The 20,412-nt window shown below is 35.9% G+C and carries 14 protein-coding genes and 2 riboswitches; of the genes, 10 read left to right on the top strand and 4 right to left on the bottom strand.

Features of this window, described 5'->3' with window-relative positions:
• The first annotated feature begins 176 nt into the window (after positions 1–176).
• From NST77_RS23720 to licT, 3 genes are all read left to right on the top strand, one after another.
• Positions 177–2,084, top strand: coding sequence for a beta-glucoside-specific PTS transporter subunit IIABC (locus NST77_RS23720; RefSeq protein ID WP_095333039.1), 1,908 nt, complete (start codon positions 177–179; stop codon positions 2,082–2,084).
• A gap of 35 nt (positions 2,085–2,119) precedes the next feature.
• On the top strand, positions 2,120–3,541 hold the full coding sequence (locus NST77_RS23725) for a 6-phospho-beta-glucosidase (protein WP_095333041.1): 1,422 nt from the start codon (positions 2,120–2,122) through the stop codon (positions 3,539–3,541).
• A gap of 114 nt (positions 3,542–3,655) precedes the next feature.
• A complete protein-coding gene (licT, locus tag NST77_RS23730; RefSeq protein WP_095333043.1) occupies positions 3,656–4,486 on the top strand; it encodes a BglG family transcription antiterminator LicT in 831 nt (276 codons plus the stop codon).
• A 204-nt stretch (positions 4,487–4,690) separates the two neighbouring features.
• On the opposite strand, the gene NST77_RS23735 is transcribed toward licT, so the two are convergent.
• The gene (locus NST77_RS23735) at positions 4,691–4,867 is read right to left on the bottom strand and encodes a hypothetical protein (protein WP_163187717.1); all 177 of its coding nucleotides are present in this window, start codon (positions 4,865–4,867) and stop codon (positions 4,691–4,693) included.
• A 339-nt stretch (positions 4,868–5,206) separates the two neighbouring features.
• Between NST77_RS23735 and NST77_RS23740 the strand changes: the two genes are divergently transcribed.
• The 5 genes from NST77_RS23740 (at position 5,207) to guaA (ending at position 13,057) form a co-directional block, all read left to right on the top strand.
• Positions 5,207–6,613 carry a TerD family protein gene (locus tag NST77_RS23740; RefSeq protein ID WP_123260029.1) on the top strand — a complete coding sequence of 469 codons (1,407 nt, stop codon included), beginning with the start codon at positions 5,207–5,209 and terminating at the stop codon, positions 6,611–6,613.
• Positions 6,614–6,753: 140 nt separating this feature from the next.
• Positions 6,754–7,707, top strand: coding sequence for an AAA family ATPase (locus NST77_RS23745; protein WP_163187719.1), 954 nt, complete (start codon positions 6,754–6,756; stop codon positions 7,705–7,707).
• Positions 7,707–8,912: a DUF58 domain-containing protein gene (locus NST77_RS23750; RefSeq protein ID WP_123258830.1), complete on the top strand. Its 1,206-nt coding sequence runs from the start codon at positions 7,707–7,709 to the stop codon at positions 8,910–8,912. The genes NST77_RS23745 and NST77_RS23750 overlap by 1 nt, the downstream gene beginning before the upstream one ends.
• Entirely contained in the window at positions 8,913–11,147 is a 2,235-nt protein-coding gene (locus NST77_RS23755) for a transglutaminase TgpA family protein (protein ID WP_163187721.1), read from the top strand. It begins immediately after the preceding gene.
• A 29-nt stretch (positions 11,148–11,176) separates the two neighbouring features.
• A riboswitch (purine riboswitch) is annotated at positions 11,177–11,278 on the top strand.
• Between the two features lie 228 nt (positions 11,279–11,506).
• Positions 11,507–13,057 (top strand): glutamine-hydrolyzing GMP synthase, encoded by a 1,551-nt coding sequence (gene guaA, locus NST77_RS23760; RefSeq protein WP_095333053.1) that lies wholly within the window; start codon positions 11,507–11,509, stop codon positions 13,055–13,057.
• 218 nt (positions 13,058–13,275) lie between these two features.
• Here the strand turns inward: guaA and NST77_RS23765 are convergent, their stop codons facing one another.
• The 3 genes from NST77_RS23765 to NST77_RS23775 form a co-directional block, all read right to left on the bottom strand.
• Positions 13,276–14,079 carry a sulfite exporter TauE/SafE family protein gene (locus NST77_RS23765; protein WP_095333055.1) on the bottom strand — a complete coding sequence of 268 codons (804 nt, stop codon included), beginning with the start codon at positions 14,077–14,079 and terminating at the stop codon, positions 13,276–13,278.
• A gap of 262 nt (positions 14,080–14,341) precedes the next feature.
• Positions 14,342–15,163, bottom strand: a complete 822-nt coding sequence (locus tag NST77_RS23770) for a pyruvate, water dikinase regulatory protein (protein WP_123260026.1) — start codon at positions 15,161–15,163, stop codon at positions 14,342–14,344.
• Between the two features lie 12 nt (positions 15,164–15,175).
• Positions 15,176–15,805: a CBS domain-containing protein gene (locus NST77_RS23775; protein WP_095333060.1), complete on the bottom strand. Its 630-nt coding sequence runs from the start codon at positions 15,803–15,805 to the stop codon at positions 15,176–15,178.
• Between the two features lie 191 nt (positions 15,806–15,996).
• Here NST77_RS23775 and ppdK point away from each other — a divergent pair, with 191 nt between their 5' ends.
• On the top strand, positions 15,997–18,606 hold the full coding sequence (gene ppdK, locus NST77_RS23780; RefSeq protein WP_123260025.1) for a pyruvate, phosphate dikinase: 2,610 nt from the start codon (positions 15,997–15,999) through the stop codon (positions 18,604–18,606).
• Between the two features lie 105 nt (positions 18,607–18,711).
• Positions 18,712–18,814, top strand: a riboswitch (purine riboswitch).
• Positions 18,815–18,956: 142 nt separating this feature from the next.
• Positions 18,957–20,285 (top strand): NCS2 family permease, encoded by a 1,329-nt coding sequence (locus tag NST77_RS23785; protein WP_095333064.1) that lies wholly within the window; start codon positions 18,957–18,959, stop codon positions 20,283–20,285.
• The last annotated feature ends 127 nt before the right edge of the window (positions 20,286–20,412 follow it).

Below are 20,412 nucleotides of genomic sequence, written 5' to 3' on the forward strand. Positions count from 1 at the left end.
GATAAATTACAGATATCAAATAACAAAACTTAAAAGTTCCGTGAAGGAATGTTACCTTAAGTGGGCATAACCTGAACTGACTAGAAGAACATGCTATTGTTTTGCGTGTATTTTAGTCAGGTCAGGTTTTTTTATTTGTAAAAACCAAATTCCATAGCTGAAGGAAGGGTAAAAAAATGAAATATGAGCAATTAGCAAAGGATATTATTGCCAATGTAGGTGGAAAAGAAAACGTTTCCAGTGTTGTGCACTGTATTACACGTCTTCGCTTTAAGCTTAAAGATGAAAGTAAAGCGAATACAGAAGTCCTAAAAAATATGGATGATGTTGTAACTGTCATGAAAAGCGGCGGTCAATATCAAGTCGTTATCGGCAACCATGTTCCCGATGTATACAAAGCAGTTGTTTCAGTAGGGGGTTTCCAAAACCAACAGCCTGTAGAGGAAGAGGAAGGTCCTAAAGGTTCACTTTTCAATCGATTTATCGACATGATCTCAAGTATTTTTACGCCAGTTCTTGGTATTTTAGCAGCTTCAGGGATGATTAAAGGGTTTAATGCACTATTTCTATCAACAAAATTGTTAACGGAATCATCTGGTACTTATCAAATTCTAAATGCCACAGGTGACGCACTATTTTATTTCTTACCAATTTTCTTAGGATATACAGCGATTAAAAAATTTGGTGGAACACCGTTTATTGGAATGGCGATAGGGGCTGCATTAGTTTATCCAACCTTATCCACTTTAACGACAGGTGATCCATTATATACTTTGTTTGGAGGTACATTATTTGAATCGCCAGTCCATGTTACGTTTTTAGGGATACCAGTAATTTTAATGAGTTATTCGTCTTCGGTTATCCCAATTATTTTATCGACATTCTTTGCATCTAAAGTAGAGAAATGGCTAAGAAGTGTAATTCCAGATGTAGTGAAAACATTTATTGTGCCATTATTTACATTAGTGATTGTAGTTCCAGTTACATTTCTTGTTATTGGCCCGATTGCAACATGGGCAAGTACATTAATTGGTCAAGGATCTTTATACTTATATAATTTAAGCCCCGTTATTGCAGGATTATTGTTAGGTGGATTCTGGCAAGTGATTGTTATTTTCGGTCTTCATTGGGGATTAGTACCAATTTCTATCAACAATGTAGCGACACTTGGCTATGATACGATTTTATCTCCTGTCTTCGCAGCGTCTTTTGCACAGATTGGGGCAGTTCTTGCAATTTTGATCAAGACAAAAAATCAAAAGTTAAAAACATTGAGTTATCCAGCGTTTATTTCCGGTATCTTTGGTGTAACGGAGCCAGCTATTTATGGAATTACCTTACCTTTAAAGAAACCATTTATTATTAGTTGTATTGCTGCAAGTATTGGTGGTGCTATTGCCGGGTTAACAGATATAAAGGGTTATATCGTTGGCGGTCTTGGAATTTTTGGTCTTCCTTCTTATATTACACCTGAGGGAATCAATATGAACTTATGGGGAGCAGTTATTTCCATCACAGTTGGCTTTATCGTAGCGTTCTTATTGACATTGTTCTTTGGCGGCATTAACAAAGGACAAAATTCAACAGGAAATACTACAGCATCGAACCAAGTAGCAGCAACAAAGGTAGAAAAAGAGGAAGTGCTAAGCCCTCTAAAGGGAGAGGTAAAACCTTTATCAGAAGTAAAAGATGAAGCATTCGCATCTGGTGCACTTGGCCATGGTATCGCTATTGAACCAAGTGAAGGGAAATTATATGCTCCTGCTGATGGGACGGTTTCTGCTTTATTTCCGACGAAACATGCAATTGGGATTACAACAGATACTGGTGCAGATATTTTGATTCATATCGGAATGGATACTGTTCAATTAGAAGGCAAACATTTTATTGTACACACTACACAAGGTGAGTTAGTGAAAAAAGGACAATTACTTATTGAATTTGATATGGATGAAATAGCAAATTCAGGCAAGCTTTTAACAACACCAATTGTGATTACAAATTATAGAGAGTTTCATTTAGAGATGACAGATAAAAAACAGATTCAACAAGGAGATTCTTTATTCCACCTCGAAACTAAGTAAAAATAAGCAAGAATTAGGAGAAAGGATGAGACATTATGGCATTTCCAAAAGGTTTTTTATGGGGCGGTGCAATTGCCGCTAATCAAGCAGAAGGAGCCTATTTAGAGGATGGAAAGGGGTTAACTACTGTTGATTTATTACCAACTGGTGATAAAAGATTTGAAATTATGATGGGGAAGCTTCCTTCCTATCAACCACTTGAAGGAGAATTTTACCCTTCACATGAAGCGATTGATTTTTATCATCGTTATAAAGAAGATATTGCTTTATTTGCAGAAATGGGATTTAAAGCATTGCGCTTATCAATTTCATGGGCAAGAATTTTTCCAAACGGAGATGACGCTACTCCAAATGAAGCGGGATTGAAATTTTATGATAATGTTTTCGATGAGCTCTTAAAATATGGAATCGAGCCAGTCGTAACCATTGCTCATTTTGATGTACCAATAAATTTAGTAAAGAATTATGGCAGCTGGAAAAATCGTAAATTAGTCGATTTCTTTGAAAAATATGCAACTACCTTATTTGAGCGATATAAGGATAAAGTGAAATATTGGATGACCTTTAATGAAATCAATATGCTTTTACATTTACCGTTTGTTGGAGCAGGTTTGGTATTTGAAGAAGGAGAAGATAAGCTTCAAGTGAAATATCAAGCAGCCCATCATCAATTGGTTGCTAGCAGCTTAGCTGTAAAGGCTGGACATGAGATTAATCCTGATATGAAAATTGGCTGCATGCTGGCGGCGGGTCAAACATATCCATATTCCTGTAATCCAGATGATGTCTTGGATGCAATGGAAAAAGATAGAGATTCTTTCTTTTTCATAGACGTTCAATCTCGTGGGAAATATCCTGGCTATGCGAAAAGGTTTTTCCGAGATAAGAATTTAAAGATTGAAATGGAAGAGCAGGATGAAGCGTTATTAGAGAAGTATACGGTTGACTATATAGGCTTTAGTTATTATGCAAGTCGTACGACAAGTACAAATCCAGAGGTCAATAAGCAGACTTCGGGCAATGTGTTTGGTTCTATTGAAAATCCATACTTGGAAAAGTCGGAATGGGGTTGGACGATTGATCCTAAAGGTTTCCGTATCACTGCAAATCAATTGTATGATCGCTATCAAAAGCCACTATTTGTAGTAGAAAATGGGTTAGGTGCTGTCGACATTCCTTCGGAAGATGGAGAGGTAAAGGATGATTATCGGATAGATTATCTACGAAAGCATGTGTTAGAAATGTCTGAGGCCATAGAGGATGGTGTAGAAATGATCGGATATACGAGCTGGGGGCCAATTGATATTGTAAGTGCCTCTACTGGTGAAATGAAAAAACGCTATGGCTATATTTATGTAGATAAAGATAACGAAGGGAACGGAACATTAGAGCGATCAAAGAAAAAAAGCTTTGATTGGTATAAAGAGGTTATAGCCTCTAATGGAGAGAATGTATAATTGGAAATAGGAAAGTTGATTTTTCAGCTTTCCTTCTTTCCTATTTTTAAACCATTATCACGATCACTTATCCATGATAAGGAAAAAAAGCCATATTAAACTACAGGTGGTCAAATGAAAATAGAAAAAGTATATAACAATAATGTAATTGCTGCGTTTAATGAACAAGACGAAGAATTAGTAGTAATGGGTAGAGGTATAGCTTTTCAAAAGAAGCCTGGTGATTTAGTGGAAGAAGCAAAAATAGAAAAAGTATTTGCTTTGAAAAATAATGATATGTCGGAAAAGTTTAAAACACTTTTATATGAAGTACCTGTTGAATATATCGAAATCACAGAGGAAGTCATTAAGATTGCTAGCAGCAGGCTAGGCAGAAAGTTAAATGATAGTTTTTATATCTCTTTAACCGATCATTTGCATTTTGCTGTTCAGAGAATCCAAAAGGGGTTTGAAATTAAGAACGCTTTATTATGGGAAATAAAAAGGTTTTATAAGGAAGAGTTTGCTATTGGATTAGAGACCATTCAACTAATGAAAGAGAAATTAGGTATTGAGCTGCCAGAAGATGAAGCTGGTTTTATTGCAATGCATCTAGTTAATTCAGACCTGAGTCAAGAAATGCCTAATATTGCAAACATCACAAAGGTTATGCAAAATATATTAAATATTGTTAAATACCATTATAAGATGGAATTTGATGAGGACTCTTTAAACTATTTTCGATTTCTTACTCATTTGAAGTTCTTTGCACAAAGGCTCTATAGCAAGACATACATGGATGATGATGATCCATATCTATTCGAAATGGTGAAACATAAGCATAGAGAAGCCTTTAGATGCACGGAAAAAATAAATGAATATATTGAAAGTCAATTCAATTATTCTTTAACAGATAATGAAAAGTTATATTTAGCTATTCATATACAAAGAGTTGTTAATCGTTAGTTATTCCATTAGTGGTCCAAATATAACCATCAGTGCGGAGGAAGAACCTCCCGCTGATAGAAGTTTTAATTATTGAAGATAAGTTAAATTATTTAGGCTTTGTTCAAGTAAAATATTGTTTAGAAAGTATTTATTTTTTTGCCAAAACGATTCATTGAACAAAGCCTTAAATGAAGAAGGGATAGAATTTTATATGATAAATGATTACTGTGTAATCGATCGATCTGTAATATCTTTTTCCTCTGCTTGTTCCTCTATGGTGTCTTCTTGTACTTTCTCGTATTCTTTTCTTACTTCTCCGCAAGTGATGCATATACCACTGTAATAATAATTATATTTATGATATTTTCGTATCTTACAAATAAGGGAACCCAATAACATACATAACAACTCCTTTACCTATTCCATTCTACAGTACAAGTGAATTTTGTTCGGTTAAATAACCGTTACGAACCTACCAAATTCATGACAAACATGTCTACTTTATCTTTTTTATGACAAACCTCCAAAAAAAATTACAAATTAGAAGAGAAAAGGTATAGAAAGAAAAAGGATAATAAGGAGTTGCTAAAAGAAGAAACTTTTTCATGTTTTATATCGTAAAAGGGGTAGTTGTAATATAACTGTAAATGAATATACGTACAATTACCTAGATAATGCTGTAAAATAATAGGTATCGATAGTTGGAAGAATTTGAATGTAAAAAAGGAGAGGTTCTTCGTGGGGGTTATGCTAAGCAAGGGTCAAAAGATAGATTTGACAAAATCACATCCTGGGTTAAGGAATGTAGTAATTGGTTTAGGCTGGGATATCAATCAGCATGGTGCCAACTATGATTTAGATGCGTCAGCTTTTTTGTTGGGCGATAATCATAAAGTATGGAGTGATAATGATTTTATATTTTATAATAATCCAACTGGTCCTAATGGATCGGTAGTATATAGTGGAGATAACCGGAACGGGCATGGCAGAATGGACGATGAACAAATTCGAGTGGATTTATCCCAAGTACCTTCCACTATTCAACGCATTGCTTTTACCATTACCATTCATGACGCTTATAATAAAGGACAAAATTTTGGACAAATATCTAATGCCTATGTCAGAGTATTTAATGAGGGAGATCAAGTAGAACTTCTTCGTTTTAATCTTGGAAGAGATTATACAGTTGAAACTGCTATTGTTGCAGCAGAGCTATACCGACATCACGGAGAATGGAAATTTAATGCTGTCGGAAGTGGCTTTCAAGGTGGGTTAGCTGCCTTATGCAGCAATTTTGGAGTAACAGTTGATGATGAACCCCAAGCACCTGCCTATCCTAATGATTCTATCCAACAAGCTTATCAAGAACCTAATAGGCCTTACTACCAGTCATTTGAAACGCAAACTTATCCGGCTTCAAGTAGCGGGGCTTATCAGCCAAACTGGCAACAGTCTTATACTAATAGAAATCCACAAATGTATGGACAAGATGCTGTTAATGACGCTTATTCTAGTGATCATATGCAGTGTATAAGATGTAGAAGTACAAATGTCCGTACCGGCGAAAAAGGCTTCGGAATTGGCAAAGCGGCAATTGGAGGATTGATTTTAGGACCTGTCGGTTTATTAGGTGGATTTATCGGAAAAGGACAGCTGAAAATAACTTGCAATAGTTGTGGCTATAGTTGGTCTCCATCTCAGACGGATTATGCTGAATGGGGAAGGCAGCAGAAACAAAGAGCTAGAGATCTCTTTATGCGCTATAAAAATCCAGATGTACTTGACGCTGTTGTCGCTGCATGTGCATTAGTAGGAATGGCTGATGGAAGGCTAGACCATGCAGAAGAACAAAAAATGATGGAGTTTATCCATCAAAGTGAGGAATTACGTGTTTTTGATACAAATAAAGTAATTCAGCAATTTAATTACTTTGTCCGAAAAATAGAATATGATCAAATTATTGGTAGAGCTGAAAGCTTTCGAGCACTAGGAAAAGTTCGTTCAAAGCCAGAGATTGCTAGACTTGTAGCTCGGTATTGTATTGCGATTGGATATGCAGATGGTCATTTCGATCAAAGGGAAAAACAAGTGGTGACAGAAATTTGTCGAGAATTAGGTTTAAATCCACAGGAATTTTTATCTTAAAAAATGGCAATGCTAGATATAGAAGCTAGATGAAAAGAATCGATTGGTTACTAGTAAGAAAATGATTGCTTAGTTGAAAGATAGGGTCGTAACAATCACATAAACTAGCAAGTTACTAGAAATGCAACAGGAGGAGAAGAATGGCAGGAAATCATAGTTTGGCAATTAACAGAATAATCGGTAATATCGAAAAGGTGATGATTGGGAAAAGGGATGTAGCAGAACTGAGTTTAATTGCTTTGCTTGCCCAAGGGCATGTTTTATTGGAAGATGTTCCAGGAGTTGGGAAAACAATGATGGTGCGAGCTTTAGCGAAATCAGTGGGAGCTAATTTTCGTAGAATTCAATTCACTCCAGACCTCTTACCTTCTGATGTAACGGGAGTGTCTATTTATAACCCGAAAGAGCTAGAATTTCAATTCGTGCCAGGACCAATCATGGGAAATATTATTCTAGCTGATGAAATAAATCGGACATCTCCAAAGACTCAGTCAGCTCTTTTGGAAGCGATGGAGGAAAGTAGTGTAACGATTGATGGTGTGACACATCAGTTACAAAAGCCATTCTTTGTTATGGCAACCCAGAACCCAATTGAATATGAAGGAACCTATCCTCTACCAGAAGCACAATTAGATCGCTTCTTATTGAAAATGAATATGGGATATCCAACTGTAGAAGAAGAAATAGAAGTGTTAACTAGAGTCCAAGTAGCAGCGCCAATTGAAAAATTAGAGTCAGTTGTTAGCTTAGATGAGTTACTTACTCTTCAAAATGAAGTAAGACAAGTGTATGTGGATGAGACGATTAAAAAATACATTGTGGAACTCGCTACTGCAACAAGAGAAAATGCGAGTGTTTATCTAGGGGTCAGTCCGAGGGGTTCCATTGCATTAATGAGAGCATCACAAAGCTATGCCTTTATTCAAGGAAGAGATTATGTCATCCCAGATGATGTGCAATTCTTAGTAAAAGCTGTTTTTGCTCATCGAATGATTTTAAAATCAGAAACAAAGTTCGATGGGATAACAGCAGAAGAAATTATTAATCGAATTATTGGGCAAGTATCTGTCCCGGTACAAAGGTTAGTGAAGTAATGAAAAGATCTTTGCAAAAATTAAATCGGATTTGGAAATTAATTTTGCTATTTTTATTAATAGTGATGGTATTTTCCTATGCTATGTTTCAAGGTGGGTTTGTAAGCTGGTTTTTATTTTATAGTTTTTTACCATTTGCTTTATATGGTCTTTTTATTGCAGTCTATCCAATGCGGGATTGGCAAGTGAAACGAAAGATTTTGAAATATGAATATAGTGCGAAAGAAGAAATGCATGTAGAAATTGAATTAACGAGAAACTCGTTTTTTCCTGTTTTTTATATGGTGGTGAGAGATTCCTTTAGTTCCACAGTGGGGCAGAAAATAGAAGAAAAGAGAATGCTAATGCCTGGATTAAAGCGGAGACTACGCTTTAATTATACAGTGAAGGAGTTGCCAAGAGGAGAGCATGTATTTGATCAAATCTGTCTCCAATTAGGCGACCCTTTAGGTCTGATTGAGAAGGAGAAGGTCTATATTCAAGTAGAACGGATTCTAGTGTATCCTCCTATTGAAGAAATGATATATAAACCGCTGGAAAATCACTATGAGCAGGGAATGACTTCATCGAAGGAGCGAGTGCAGCGAGATACGACAATGGCAGTTGGTGTGAGAGAGTATCAGCCAGGTGACCGCTTTTCATGGATTAACTGGAAAGCAAGTGCAAGGCGCAATAATATGATGACAAAGGAATTTGAACAAAAGCAGTCGCATGACATTATGATTGTGATGGATTGCCAAGAAAATAAAAGAATGGAAACGACAGTGTCTTTCACCGCTTCTATCATTCGAGCTATTTTAAAAAAAGGTGCGCAAGTAGGCTTATTATCGGTAGATACGGATCGTAAAATTTTTCCAATAAGAGGAGGGGAAAGTCACCAACAATACCTTCTCCATCATTTAGCGAAAGTACGTACTACAAAGGAAATCACATTAGCAGAGGTTTTAGATAATGAAAGTAGTCAATTGCCCCCACAGGCCACTATCATGTTAATTACTTCCCAAGTAACGAGAGAACTTATAGATAAAGCTGGGTGGTTGGCAAGTAAAAGATATAATATTGTGATATTTACCATCACGGGACAAAAGGAAGGTTTATCTAATGAAGAAAGAACATTAAGTGCATTTGCTGGAAAAAAGGGCATTCGAATCATTCCTGTTTCTAAGGGGAGATTTAAAGAGGCTCTTGGAGAGGGGGTGGCATAAATGGGAACACCCTATAGCAAACAACATATCACAATTGCCAATTTTTTATTATATATTTTAGGTTTTTTATTAATTTGTGAATGGCTCGGACCGTTGGAAGCATTAACGAATACAGAGAATGTGATTGTTTTTCACTTATTTCTTGCGTTATCTTTATTGTTAGCCTTTTTCCGGACACCGAGCTGGGTAAGCGGCACATTAAAGACTGTTTATATTATATTTATTCTTCAATATTTATATTATGAGGAATCATTTTTTACTTTTCAATGGATTCAACCTTTTGCAGCCGAATTTATCGATAATTTAGCATTGGTATTTAATACAAAGTGGCCGGAAATGACAAATATGTTTAAAAGCAGTCTCTGTTTCATTTTATTATGGCTGATGGCGTATTTAATTGATTATTGGCTAATTAAGCGAAGAAAGATTTTTACATTCTTTTTGCTGACAATTATTTATATTACCGTATTAGATACTTTTACGATTTATAGTGCTGATGCGGCAATTATTCGTACGGTAATCATAGGTTTTACAGCAATGGGCATGTTAACATTCTTTCGATTAAGTGATAAAGAAGGAGCTAGAAATACTAACAGTTCGATCGTAAAATGGATGATTCCTTTACTTTTATTCGTAATTGGAAGTGCTGGGATTGGCTACTTATCACCAAAGGCAGATCCTATTTGGCCAGATCCTGTTCCTTTTATCCAGACAATGGGGGATAAAGGAGGAGAAGAGGACGGAGATATTCCAGGAAGCGGTGTTCATCGAGTTGGTTATAGTGTCGATGATTCGAGGTTAGGGGGAGACTTTATTGGTGATTCTTCCTTGGTCTTTGTTGCGGAGGTAGAAGAGCCTCATTATTGGAAGGTAGAAACGAAAGATACTTATACCGGAAAAGGCTGGGTCCAATCAGAGGAATCTTTAAAATTAAATCGGGACAACTTTGAAGTATTAGATCAAGGTGGCGAAATTCCTTTTGTCTCTTTTGTAGAAGGGGAAAATGTGAAGCGGACAGAGTCTGAAAGCACCGTGCAATTTACCAATGGCTTTTCTTATTTACTATACCCATTAGGGGTAAAAGAAGTATCTGCTGCTAATTCGTTCATGGAAATTGAAAGTGGGAATGAACGTGGTGTTTTTAATGGATATGTAGAAAGTTACTCGGTTAAATTTGATGTGCCGGAATACAGTCTAAATGCGTTAACAACAGCTGATATGGAAGACTTTATAAGAAATAATCCAGACATGGTGAAACGCTACCTTCAGCTTCCCGATTCATTGCCGCAAAGAGTGAAAGATCTTGCTGTTGATATAACGAAAAATGATGAAAATCTATTTGCAAAGGTACGTGCGATAGAAACTTATTTCTCCTCTAATGGTTTTGCTTATAGTCAAAATAATGTTGCAGTCCCGAATGAGGAAGAGGATTATGTGGATCAATTCTTATTTGAAACAAAGCTGGGTTATTGTGATAACTATTCGACTTCTATGGTTACCCTGCTGCGTTCTATTGGGATTCCCTCAAGATGGGTTAAAGGTTTTACAGAGGGAGAATTTGTAGAAGCGGACGGGGATATTCGCCGCTATGAGGTTACAAATAATAATGCACATTCATGGGTAGAGGTTTATTTTCCAGAAGTAGGCTGGGTTTCCTTTGAGCCAACGCAAGGATTCTCTAATGCGAATACGTATATTAATGATGTGGAAAGCAATCGAAATACTGAGAATAATGAAACACAAACACCAGAGGAAAAGGCACAACAGCCAAAAACGCCAGAGCAAAAACCAGAAACTCCAGAGCAAACAATAGAGCAAGCATCACCATCTACAGAAGGATGGGAAAGTTATAAAACTACTGCTAAAGAAAATTGGCAGTGGGTCACTATAGTTCTAGTAATCATCATTACAGCAGGATTAGCAGCCTATAAATTTCGCTATAAATGGCTTCCTTATTATTACATTTGGAAATTCCGAAATACAACAGAGGAAGCTAATTTTCCGAAAGCTTATATGGTGCTGCTGCATCTACTAGAGATAGCCGGACTCCGCAAGAAGGAAGAAATTACCTTAAGAGAGTATGCAAAGCAAATAGATCATATTTATTCAAGTGAAGAAATGAGCCAATTGACTGCTAAATATGAGGAATATCTGTATAAAGGTTATATACAAAAAGAGACTTGGGAAGATGTGAAAGAATTGTGGGAAAATTTAATTAAAAAAACAACAGCTTGACCATCGATTCGACATGTTGTTACAATATTCACATCTATATATAATTCCTTCATATATCCTCGATGATATGGTTCGAGAGTCTCTACCGGGTCGCCTTAAATGATCTGACTATGAAGGCAGATAAGTCTTTGATTTATTTAGCTTTTATGAAGAAGACTAGAATTCTGCCTTCGTTTTTATTTGAGGCGGATTCTAGTCTTTTTTTGTTGGTATTTTATAAAAGGTGGTTGTTTTCTTTCGAAATCAGCTTTTTTGTAAAAAACAAAATCTGATTAAGAGAAAAAGATAAGCATGAATAATGAAGGTATTTGGAAATAGTAAGAAGAGAAATTCAAATAGAGTAGTTGGGGTGAATAGGAATGGGGAAAGCGCATATAGAAGGTCAGGAAATGATCGTTGTCCTAGATTTTGGTAGTCAATATAATCAATTGATTACAAGAAGAATAAGAGAATTTGGAGTATATAGTGAGTTGCATCCACATACCATTACAGCTGAAGAGATTAAGGAATTAAACCCTTCTGGAATCATTTTTTCAGGCGGACCTAATAGTGTATATGATGAAAATGCATTTGGCGTAGATGAAAAAATATTCGATTTAGAACTTCCTATTTTTGGTATTTGTTATGGAATGCAATTGATGACCCAGCATTTTGCCGGAAAAGTGGAAAAAGCAAAGCATCGTGAATATGGAAAAGCAGCAATTAATATTGAAAACAACTCTAAGTTATTCACTGACCTTCCAACAGAACAAATTGTTTGGATGAGCCATGGTGATTTAGTGGTCGAAGCTCCTGCTGGATTTACAATTGATGCAACAAGCGCTTCTTGTCCGATTGCTTCGATGAGTAATGAAGAAAAAGGATTATATGCTGTTCAATTCCACCCAGAAGTACGTCACTCTGTATATGGAAATGAATTATTGAAAAACTTTGTATTCGGTGTTTGTGGCTGCAAAGGTGACTGGTCAATGGAGAACTTCATTGAAATTGAAATGGAAAAAATTCGCCAGACAGTCGGCGACAAGAAAGTTCTTTGCGCCTTAAGTGGTGGAGTAGATTCTTCTGTTGTTGCTGTGTTGATTCATAAAGCTATTGGCGATCAATTAACCTGTATATTTGTAGACCATGGACTTCTTCGCAAAGGCGAAGCGGAAGGGGTAATGAAAACTTTCACAGAAGGCTTTAACATGAATGTCATTAAAGTAGATGCGAAAGAACGTTTTATGTCTAAGTTAGAAGGTGTAAGTGACCCTGAGAAAAAACGAAAAATTATCGGAAATGAATTCATCTATGTGTTTGATGATGAAGCAGCAAAATTAGAAGGAATTGATTTCTTAGCACAAGGTACTCTTTACACAGATATTATTGAAAGTGGTACAGCTACTGCACAAACCATTAAGTCCCATCATAATGTAGGCGGACTTCCTGAAGACATGCAATTCCAATTAATTGAACCTTTAAATACGCTATTTAAAGATGAAGTACGTGCTTTAGGTTCTGAATTAGGAATAGCTGATGATATTGTGTGGAGACAGCCATTCCCGGGCCCAGGTTTAGGGATTCGTGTATTAGGAGCTATTACAGAAGAAAAACTAGAAATCGTCCGTGAATCAGATGCCATTTTACGCGAAGAAATTAAAAAAGCTGGCTTAGAACGCGATGTATGGCAATACTTTACTGTCCTTCCTGATATCCGCAGTGTTGGAGTTATGGGAGATGCACGTACGTATGATTATACAATCGGTATTCGAGCAGTTACTTCTATCGATGGAATGACATCTGACTGGGCAAGACTGCCATGGGATGTACTAGAAGTGATTTCGACAAGAATCGTTAATGAAGTAGCCCATATTAACCGCGTCGTGTATGACATTACTAGTAAGCCGCCTGCGACGATTGAGTGGGAATAAGAATACATTTGAAGAGGGAACACCGATTTATAAGGATTTAACCTTGTAAAAAATGATCAATTACTATATAAAATAATATGGTTCCCTACCAAAAACCCTACCAAGAAACAATTTTGGTAGGGAATTTTGTTTGTTCATTGAATTTTGGTAGGGAACATTTTCTGAGATAACTTGGTTATATTATAATAAATATCTCTATGTATAATGTTATTCCATAATTAGCTTGTAATCATCATAATGACCACAATAAACAGCAGAATTAAGTATATTTTGGAAAAAAGTTTGTCAGATAACTTTTGAGCCCAAGATCTTCCAATAGGTACGCCAACAAAACCACCGATTGTAAACCCGATTAGCGCAGGTAAGTATATAAACCCTAGAGTGGATGAAGGCATTGTATCTATCTGTATTCCTGTAATTAAATAAGTAAGGGCTCCAACGATAGCAATTGGCAGACCTAATGGGGTAGCCAGAGCTACAGAGTGTATCATACGCATACCTCTATTTCTAAGGTAAGGAATTGTCATGGTACTTCCGCCAATACCTAACAAGGTTGAAAGAAATCCAATGCCTATTCCAATAAAAGATGCTGAACTTTGCTTAGGCATATGAAATGATTGTTCATCAATCTCTCTGGTGAATGATTTTTTGAAAATGTTTGAAACCAAAACGTAAATTAAGAGACCAATGAACGCAAACCTAAGGAAATCGCTATCAATATAGACTGCAAGCATACCACCTATTAAAGAACCTATTGCAATATACCCTACTAATAGTTTGAAGACTGACCATGTCACATTGCCTTTTTTCGCATGATTATATGTTGAATTGAATGAATTTATAATCATAACTGCTAATGATGTACCAATAGCTGTATGCATTAAATATTCGCTTGGAATAGAATCTGGTAAAAATGCAAATAGGATAGGAACTACTACGAATCCACCCCCAAAGCCAAACATACTTGATAGAATTCCAATAATAACACCAATTAATGCAAACATTAAAAATGATAATTCCACTAAAAATCATCTCTCTTTACTTATATTAATTAAAAATTGTTCTTAGAATCAATATAATGTTAGCATACTACAAAGAGAAGTTGGGCTAATTCAAGCTGTTTGTCATTCATTGAATTTCTTAAGAAAAGAAGGTGGAAATATAGAGGAATAAGAATAAGTGCTGGTATGCAATATTGTTTTATCGGAAAAAACGGATCATTATTTCATGTAATTGAATAATCGAGAATGCGTTGATTCAAAAAGAAGTAAGTATCCACCGGCTCTACCAGTGGATACTTACTTCTTTTAGATGTTTTTCTACTAGATAAGCTGTTTCCTCAATTGATTTATCTGTTACATCAATAACATAGGCATTATGCTTTTTAAATACTTGTTTTGAATACTCTAGCTCTTCATAAATTCTTTCTAAATTTGTATAACTAGATGAGTGACTCAATCCTAAAGAATCTAAGCGATTACTTCTGATTCTGGATAGTTTTTCTGGATTACAAATCAAGCCGATTATCTTCCGCCCCTCTAGCTTCTCTAATATGGTAGGTAAGGGGACTTCAGGTATAAGTGGTAAATTTGATACTTTATAACCTTTATTGGCTAAATACATACTCAAAGGAGTCTTGGAAGTACGGGAAACACCGAGTATTACAGCATCGGATTGAAGAAATCCTTGCGGGTTCTTTCCATCATCATATTTTACTGCAAATTCGATTGCTGCTATTTTATTAAAATATTCTGTATCTAACTTATGTACAATACCAGGTTCTTCTATGGGGGTATAACCTGTTTTAGATTTAATAATCTCAAAAAAGGGATTCATTAAATCCAAGTAATGTAACTTTGTTCGCTTACTGAAGTCTTTAGCAACATTAGCTAAATGGTTATCAACTAATGTGCTAACTACTACTGCATCATCTTTTAACGCGTCATTTAATATATCAACTAACTCTTCTTCTTTGTTAACAAAAGAAAAACGGTAGCTGTTGTTGAATACCAAATCTGGAAATTGAGCAGTTACAGCTGCTAATAATTTTTGTGAAGTTTCTCCTATTGAATCGGAAATGGTATATACAATGATTTCATTTTTCATAAAAAATCTCCTCTATTCATTTAATTCTGCCTTTCTTGCCTGTTGAATAATGAAATTTAATATTCTGGTTTTAGTGATTTTTCCAATCACTTTTCTTTCATTTTCATCATCCACAACAGGTAATGAGTCCACCTCAAAATCTTGAAGAATACTTGCCGCTTCTAAGATATCCATGTCTTTTTTACAGACTTTAATATGAGGTACGCGAGTCATACAGACCGCTACAGGTGTCTGATCTATATTCGTATTTAATGAGGCTCTTAATAGGTCCTTTCTTGATAAAACCCCTAATAGAAGCTTTTCTTCTCCAGTGACATATAATGAACCTACATCATACATAAATAAAGTTGTTATAGCATCTCGAATGGAAGTATCTTGATTAACCATTAACGGCGGCATCATTATCTCATTTACTTTTGTATTGAAAGTTTTAAAAAAGAAAAATTTCTCTAAATCTGATCCCGAATAGGTGTACCCAATTTTGGGGGTAGCTTGTAAGATTCCAACAAGCGTTAAAAAAGATAAATCTGATCGCAGGGTGGCTCTTGATACATCCAACAAATCAGACACCTTTTCTCCACTTACAGGTTGATATTCTTTGACTATTTTAATAATTTTTTCTTGTCTTTCACTTAGTTTCATTATTATCTCCCGAAAAATAGATAGTTTAAATAGATAATAGGATTATCATCATTATGGCTCTATTATACATCGATAATTTAATTATTCAACTTTAATATGTGTGTTATTTTTAATATTGACAACTATATATGTATCATATTAAAGTGTAAATAAAGTTAATGTGATACATATTTAAAATATGGAGGTAGACGATGGCAAAGTTGATTTATTTTTTCGAGGAAGGAAGTAGTGAAGATAAAGGATTATTAGGCGGCAAAGGGGCAAATTTAGCTGAAATGACTCGTTTAGGGTTACCGGTGCCAGCAGGATTTACGATCACAACGGAAAGCTGCATGAAGTATCTGGGAGAACCTTCTTTTTTTGAAAGCTGGTTAAAAGAGGATATTTTGGAAGCGGTTATAAAATTGGAGACAGAGACGAAAAAATCCTTTACAGGCGAGGAAAATATTTTATTAGTTTCTGTAAGAAGTGGTGCAGCATTTTCTATGCCAGGTATGATGGATACGATTCTTAACTTAGGATTAAATGATCTACGAGTTCAATCTTTAGCTCAATTAACTAGTATAGATTTTGCATTTGATTGTTATCGAAGATTATTGCAAATGTTTGGTGATGTAGTTTATGGCATACATAAGGATAAATTTAATATACGACTCCGAAAAATGGAAAAACAACTTAGTAAAACAGTTGCAGAATTTCAAGAAAAGGACCATTTGCAATTAATCGAGTCTTTTAAAGAGCTATATATGGAAAACAATAGGGTTTTTCCACAAAATCCAATAGATCAATTATTTGAAGCTACTAAAGCTGTTTTTAAATCATGGAATAATCATCGAGCAAAGGTTTATCGTGAATTACATGAAATTCCTCATCATTTAGGAACAGCAGTAAATATTCAATCAATGGTTTTTGGGAATAGCGGAAATGAAAGCGGTACAGGTGTTGTGTTTACAAGGAATCCCTCCACTGGCGAAAATAAATTGTTTGGTGAATTTCTGCTAAATGCTCAAGGGGAAGATGTGGTAGCGGGTATCCGTACACCAGAATCTATCGAATCATTACAACAAATCCTTCCGAAAGCATATGCAGATTTTAAAAGATATGCCAATATACTGGAACAGCATTATAAAGATATGCAAGATATTGAATTCACGATTGAAAAAGGGGAATTATTTATTCTGCAGACAAGAAACGGAAAGAGGACGGCTAAAGCGACACTGCAAATTGCAGTAGATTTAGTTAAGGAAGGATTAATTACAAAGAGTGAAGCTTTATTACGTATTTCACCTGGAACGATTGATCAGTTGATCCATCCTATATTTGATCCACAGGCTATTCAAAACGTCGAATTACTGGCAGAGGGTTTACCGGCCAGTCCTGGCGCAGCTACTGGTGCCATTGTTTTTACTTCGGAAAAAGCAAAAGAATGTCATGCTCTTGGCCAGAAAGTAATTCTTGTGCGACAAGAAACTTCACCCGAAGATATTGAGGGAATGGTTGTCAGCGAGGCTATCGTTACAAGTCGAGGAGGAATGACTTCGCATGCAGCAGTTGTTGCCCGAGGAATGGGAACTTGCTGTATAACAGGATGTGAAGGATTAACTGTCAATGAAGAATTGAAAACAATTACATGTGGAGAAAGGATTTTGACTGAAGGCGACCTTCTCTCTGTAGATGGTACTGCTGGTAAATTGTACTTGGGCGAAGTCCCTACTGTTACAGCGGAAAACGACCAGAATTTACAGCTTCTTCTTTCTTGGGCTGATGCATATGCTGATTTACAAGTACGTGCGAATGCTGAGACAGTTCACGATTTAAAAACGGCTATTGAGTTTGGAGCAACTGGTATAGGATTAGCGAGAACGGAGCATATGTTTTTTGGTGAAGAACGAGTGCTGGAAATGCGCCGTTTGATATTAGCGGAGAATAAAGAAGAAATCAGAGATGCATTAGACAAATTGCAGGCCTTCCAACAAGAAGATTTTTACCAGATGTTTCAAGTTGTTGAAGATAAACGAATGGTCATTCGCTTATTAGATCCGCCTATGCATGAATTTCTGCCTCGTGACCTAAATGAGATGAAACAGTTAGCGGCAAAGTTAAATAAACATCCATCGATTGTTGAAGAACAAATTAAGAGGCTGCAAGAAACGAACCCAATGTTAGGCCATCGTGGCTGTCGTCTAGGAATAACTGAACCACAAATTTATCAGATGCAAGTAAGGGCTATCTTCCATAGCGCAATCCAGTTAACAAAAGAAGGCTATACTGTCTTTCCTGAAATTATGATTCCGCTTGTGGCAGAAAAAGAAGAACTGGCCTATGTGAAGGCATTTTTAAAAGAAACAATTGAAAATATCTTTGTTAATCATCAAATGGAGCCTTTTCCGTATGAAATCGGAACAATGATTGAATTACCACGTGCCTGTATAATAGCCGATCAACTTGCTCAAGAAGCCGATTTTTTTAGTTTTGGTACAAATGATCTTACACAAATGACATATGGCTTTTCTAGAGATGATATTGGGAAATTTATTAATTCATATAAAGAGAAAAATGTTATGACGAATGATCCTTTTCAAACTCTCGATCAAAATGGAGTAGGGGAATTAATTAAATTAGCAGTAATGAAAGCACGACAGACTAAAGAAAACTTGATGATTGGTATTTGTGGAGAGGTTGGCGGAGATCCTAAATCGATAGCTTTCTTCCGGAATATTGGTATCGACTATGTTTCTTGTTCGCCATATCGTATTCCTGCTGCTCGCTTAGCCATTGCCCACGCAAGTATAAATAAATAAATAAATAAATAAATATTTGTTAGAAAGCGAACGATTATTAATTTTTAATTATAATTGTTCGCTTTTTGTATTGACGAGTATTCGTCAAGCTGATAAACTGAATTTACAACTGAAAAAGATTTTACTCGTATAATATCGGGGAATACGGCCCGAAAGTTTCTACCGAGCTACCGTAAATAGCTTGACTACGAGGTAAGTGTATATATAGGGAATCGTAATGAAATCATTTTTATTTTATTAAGTAATTTGCCCTTCCTATATAACACAAACCCTTAGTCAACGCTCCTTAATCGTAGGAGTGTTTTTTTGTTTTAGTAGATAATTAAAGCATTATGAGAGGGGAAAGATTAATGAAGAAGTTTTTCAAATTTGAAGAACTAGGCACAAATTACCGCAAAGAGTTTTTAGGTGGTTTCACTACATTCCTTGCGATGGCTTATATTTTAGCGGTAAATCCATTTACATTATCATTAGGGGATGTAGCTGATCTTCCTGATGCGCTGCGTATGGACTATGGAGCAGTGTTTGTTGCAACAGCTCTTGCTGCTGCTGTGGGTTCTCTTATTATGGGTATTTTCGCTAATTATCCTATTTCTTTAGCACCAGGATTAGGGTTAAATGCATATTTTGCTTATACCGTTGTTTTAACACAGGGACATCCATGGGAATATGCGTTAGCAGCAGTATTTATTTCAAGTGTATTTTTCTTATTGTTAACAATCTCTGGGCTTCGTGAGAAATTAATTAATGCTATTCCAGTAGAGTTAAAGCTTGCGGTTGGCGCAGGTATAGGGCTATTTATAACGTTTATCGGATTGCAAAATTCTAAAATTATTGTTGATAACTCAGCGACACTTGTCCATATTGGTGATTTAACCAATCCAAGTACATTGCTAGCGATATTTGGTATTTTCATTACTATTATTCTTATGGTTAGAGGGATTCATGGCGGTGTATTCTATGGAATGATCATTACAGCAGTAGTCGGCATGATTTTCGGTGTAATTAATACTCCTTCTGCTGTGGTATCTGCTGTGCCAAGCATTAAACCAACATTTGGAGCGCTATTCTCTGCGCTTGGTGATCCAGGATTTTATACACAGAGCATGTTAGTGGTCGTTTTAACATTTTTATTTGTAGACTTCTTTGATAATGCGGGCACATTAGTTGCGGTTGCTAATCAAGCAGGACTTATGAAAGAGAATAAATTACCAAGAGCAGGAAAAGCATTATTCGCAGATTCTATTGCATCTATGGTAGGTTCTATATTCGGTACATCTACCACAACTTCCTTTATAGAGTCTTCAGCAGGTGTAGCGGCTGGTGCTCGTACTGGGTTTGCGGCAGTAGTGACAGCAGGATTCTTCTTGCTATCCTTGTTCTTCTTCCCGCTATTGGAAGTAGTCACATCAGCAGTTACAACACCAGCTTTAGTAGTAGTAGGTATTTTGATGGTTTCGTCCCTAGGTAAAATTGATTGGACAAAGTTTGAAGTGGCTGTGCCGGCCTTCCTTACTATTGTTGCGATGCCTTTAACATACAGTATTGCAACAGGTATAGCGGTAGGATTTATTTTCTATCCAATCGTAATGATTGTTAAAGGTCGTATCAAAGAAATTAATCCAATTATGTACGTATTCTTTGTTATCTTTGCATTGTACTTTATCTTCTTGCAATAGTAGAAAGGGATTTGGAAATAAAAATAGTGTGAGATTTTATGAGTTTAAGAGAGTATATTTTCTTAGTAGGATGAGGATATCCATTTTTGGGTATCCTTTTTCTCATTTTTTCGTTGACTTACTATAA

It is taken from the genome of Niallia sp. FSL W8-0177 (assembly GCF_038006285.1).
In the GTDB taxonomy this organism is placed as follows: Bacteria; Bacillota; Bacilli; order Bacillales; family Cytobacillaceae; genus Niallia; species Niallia circulans_A.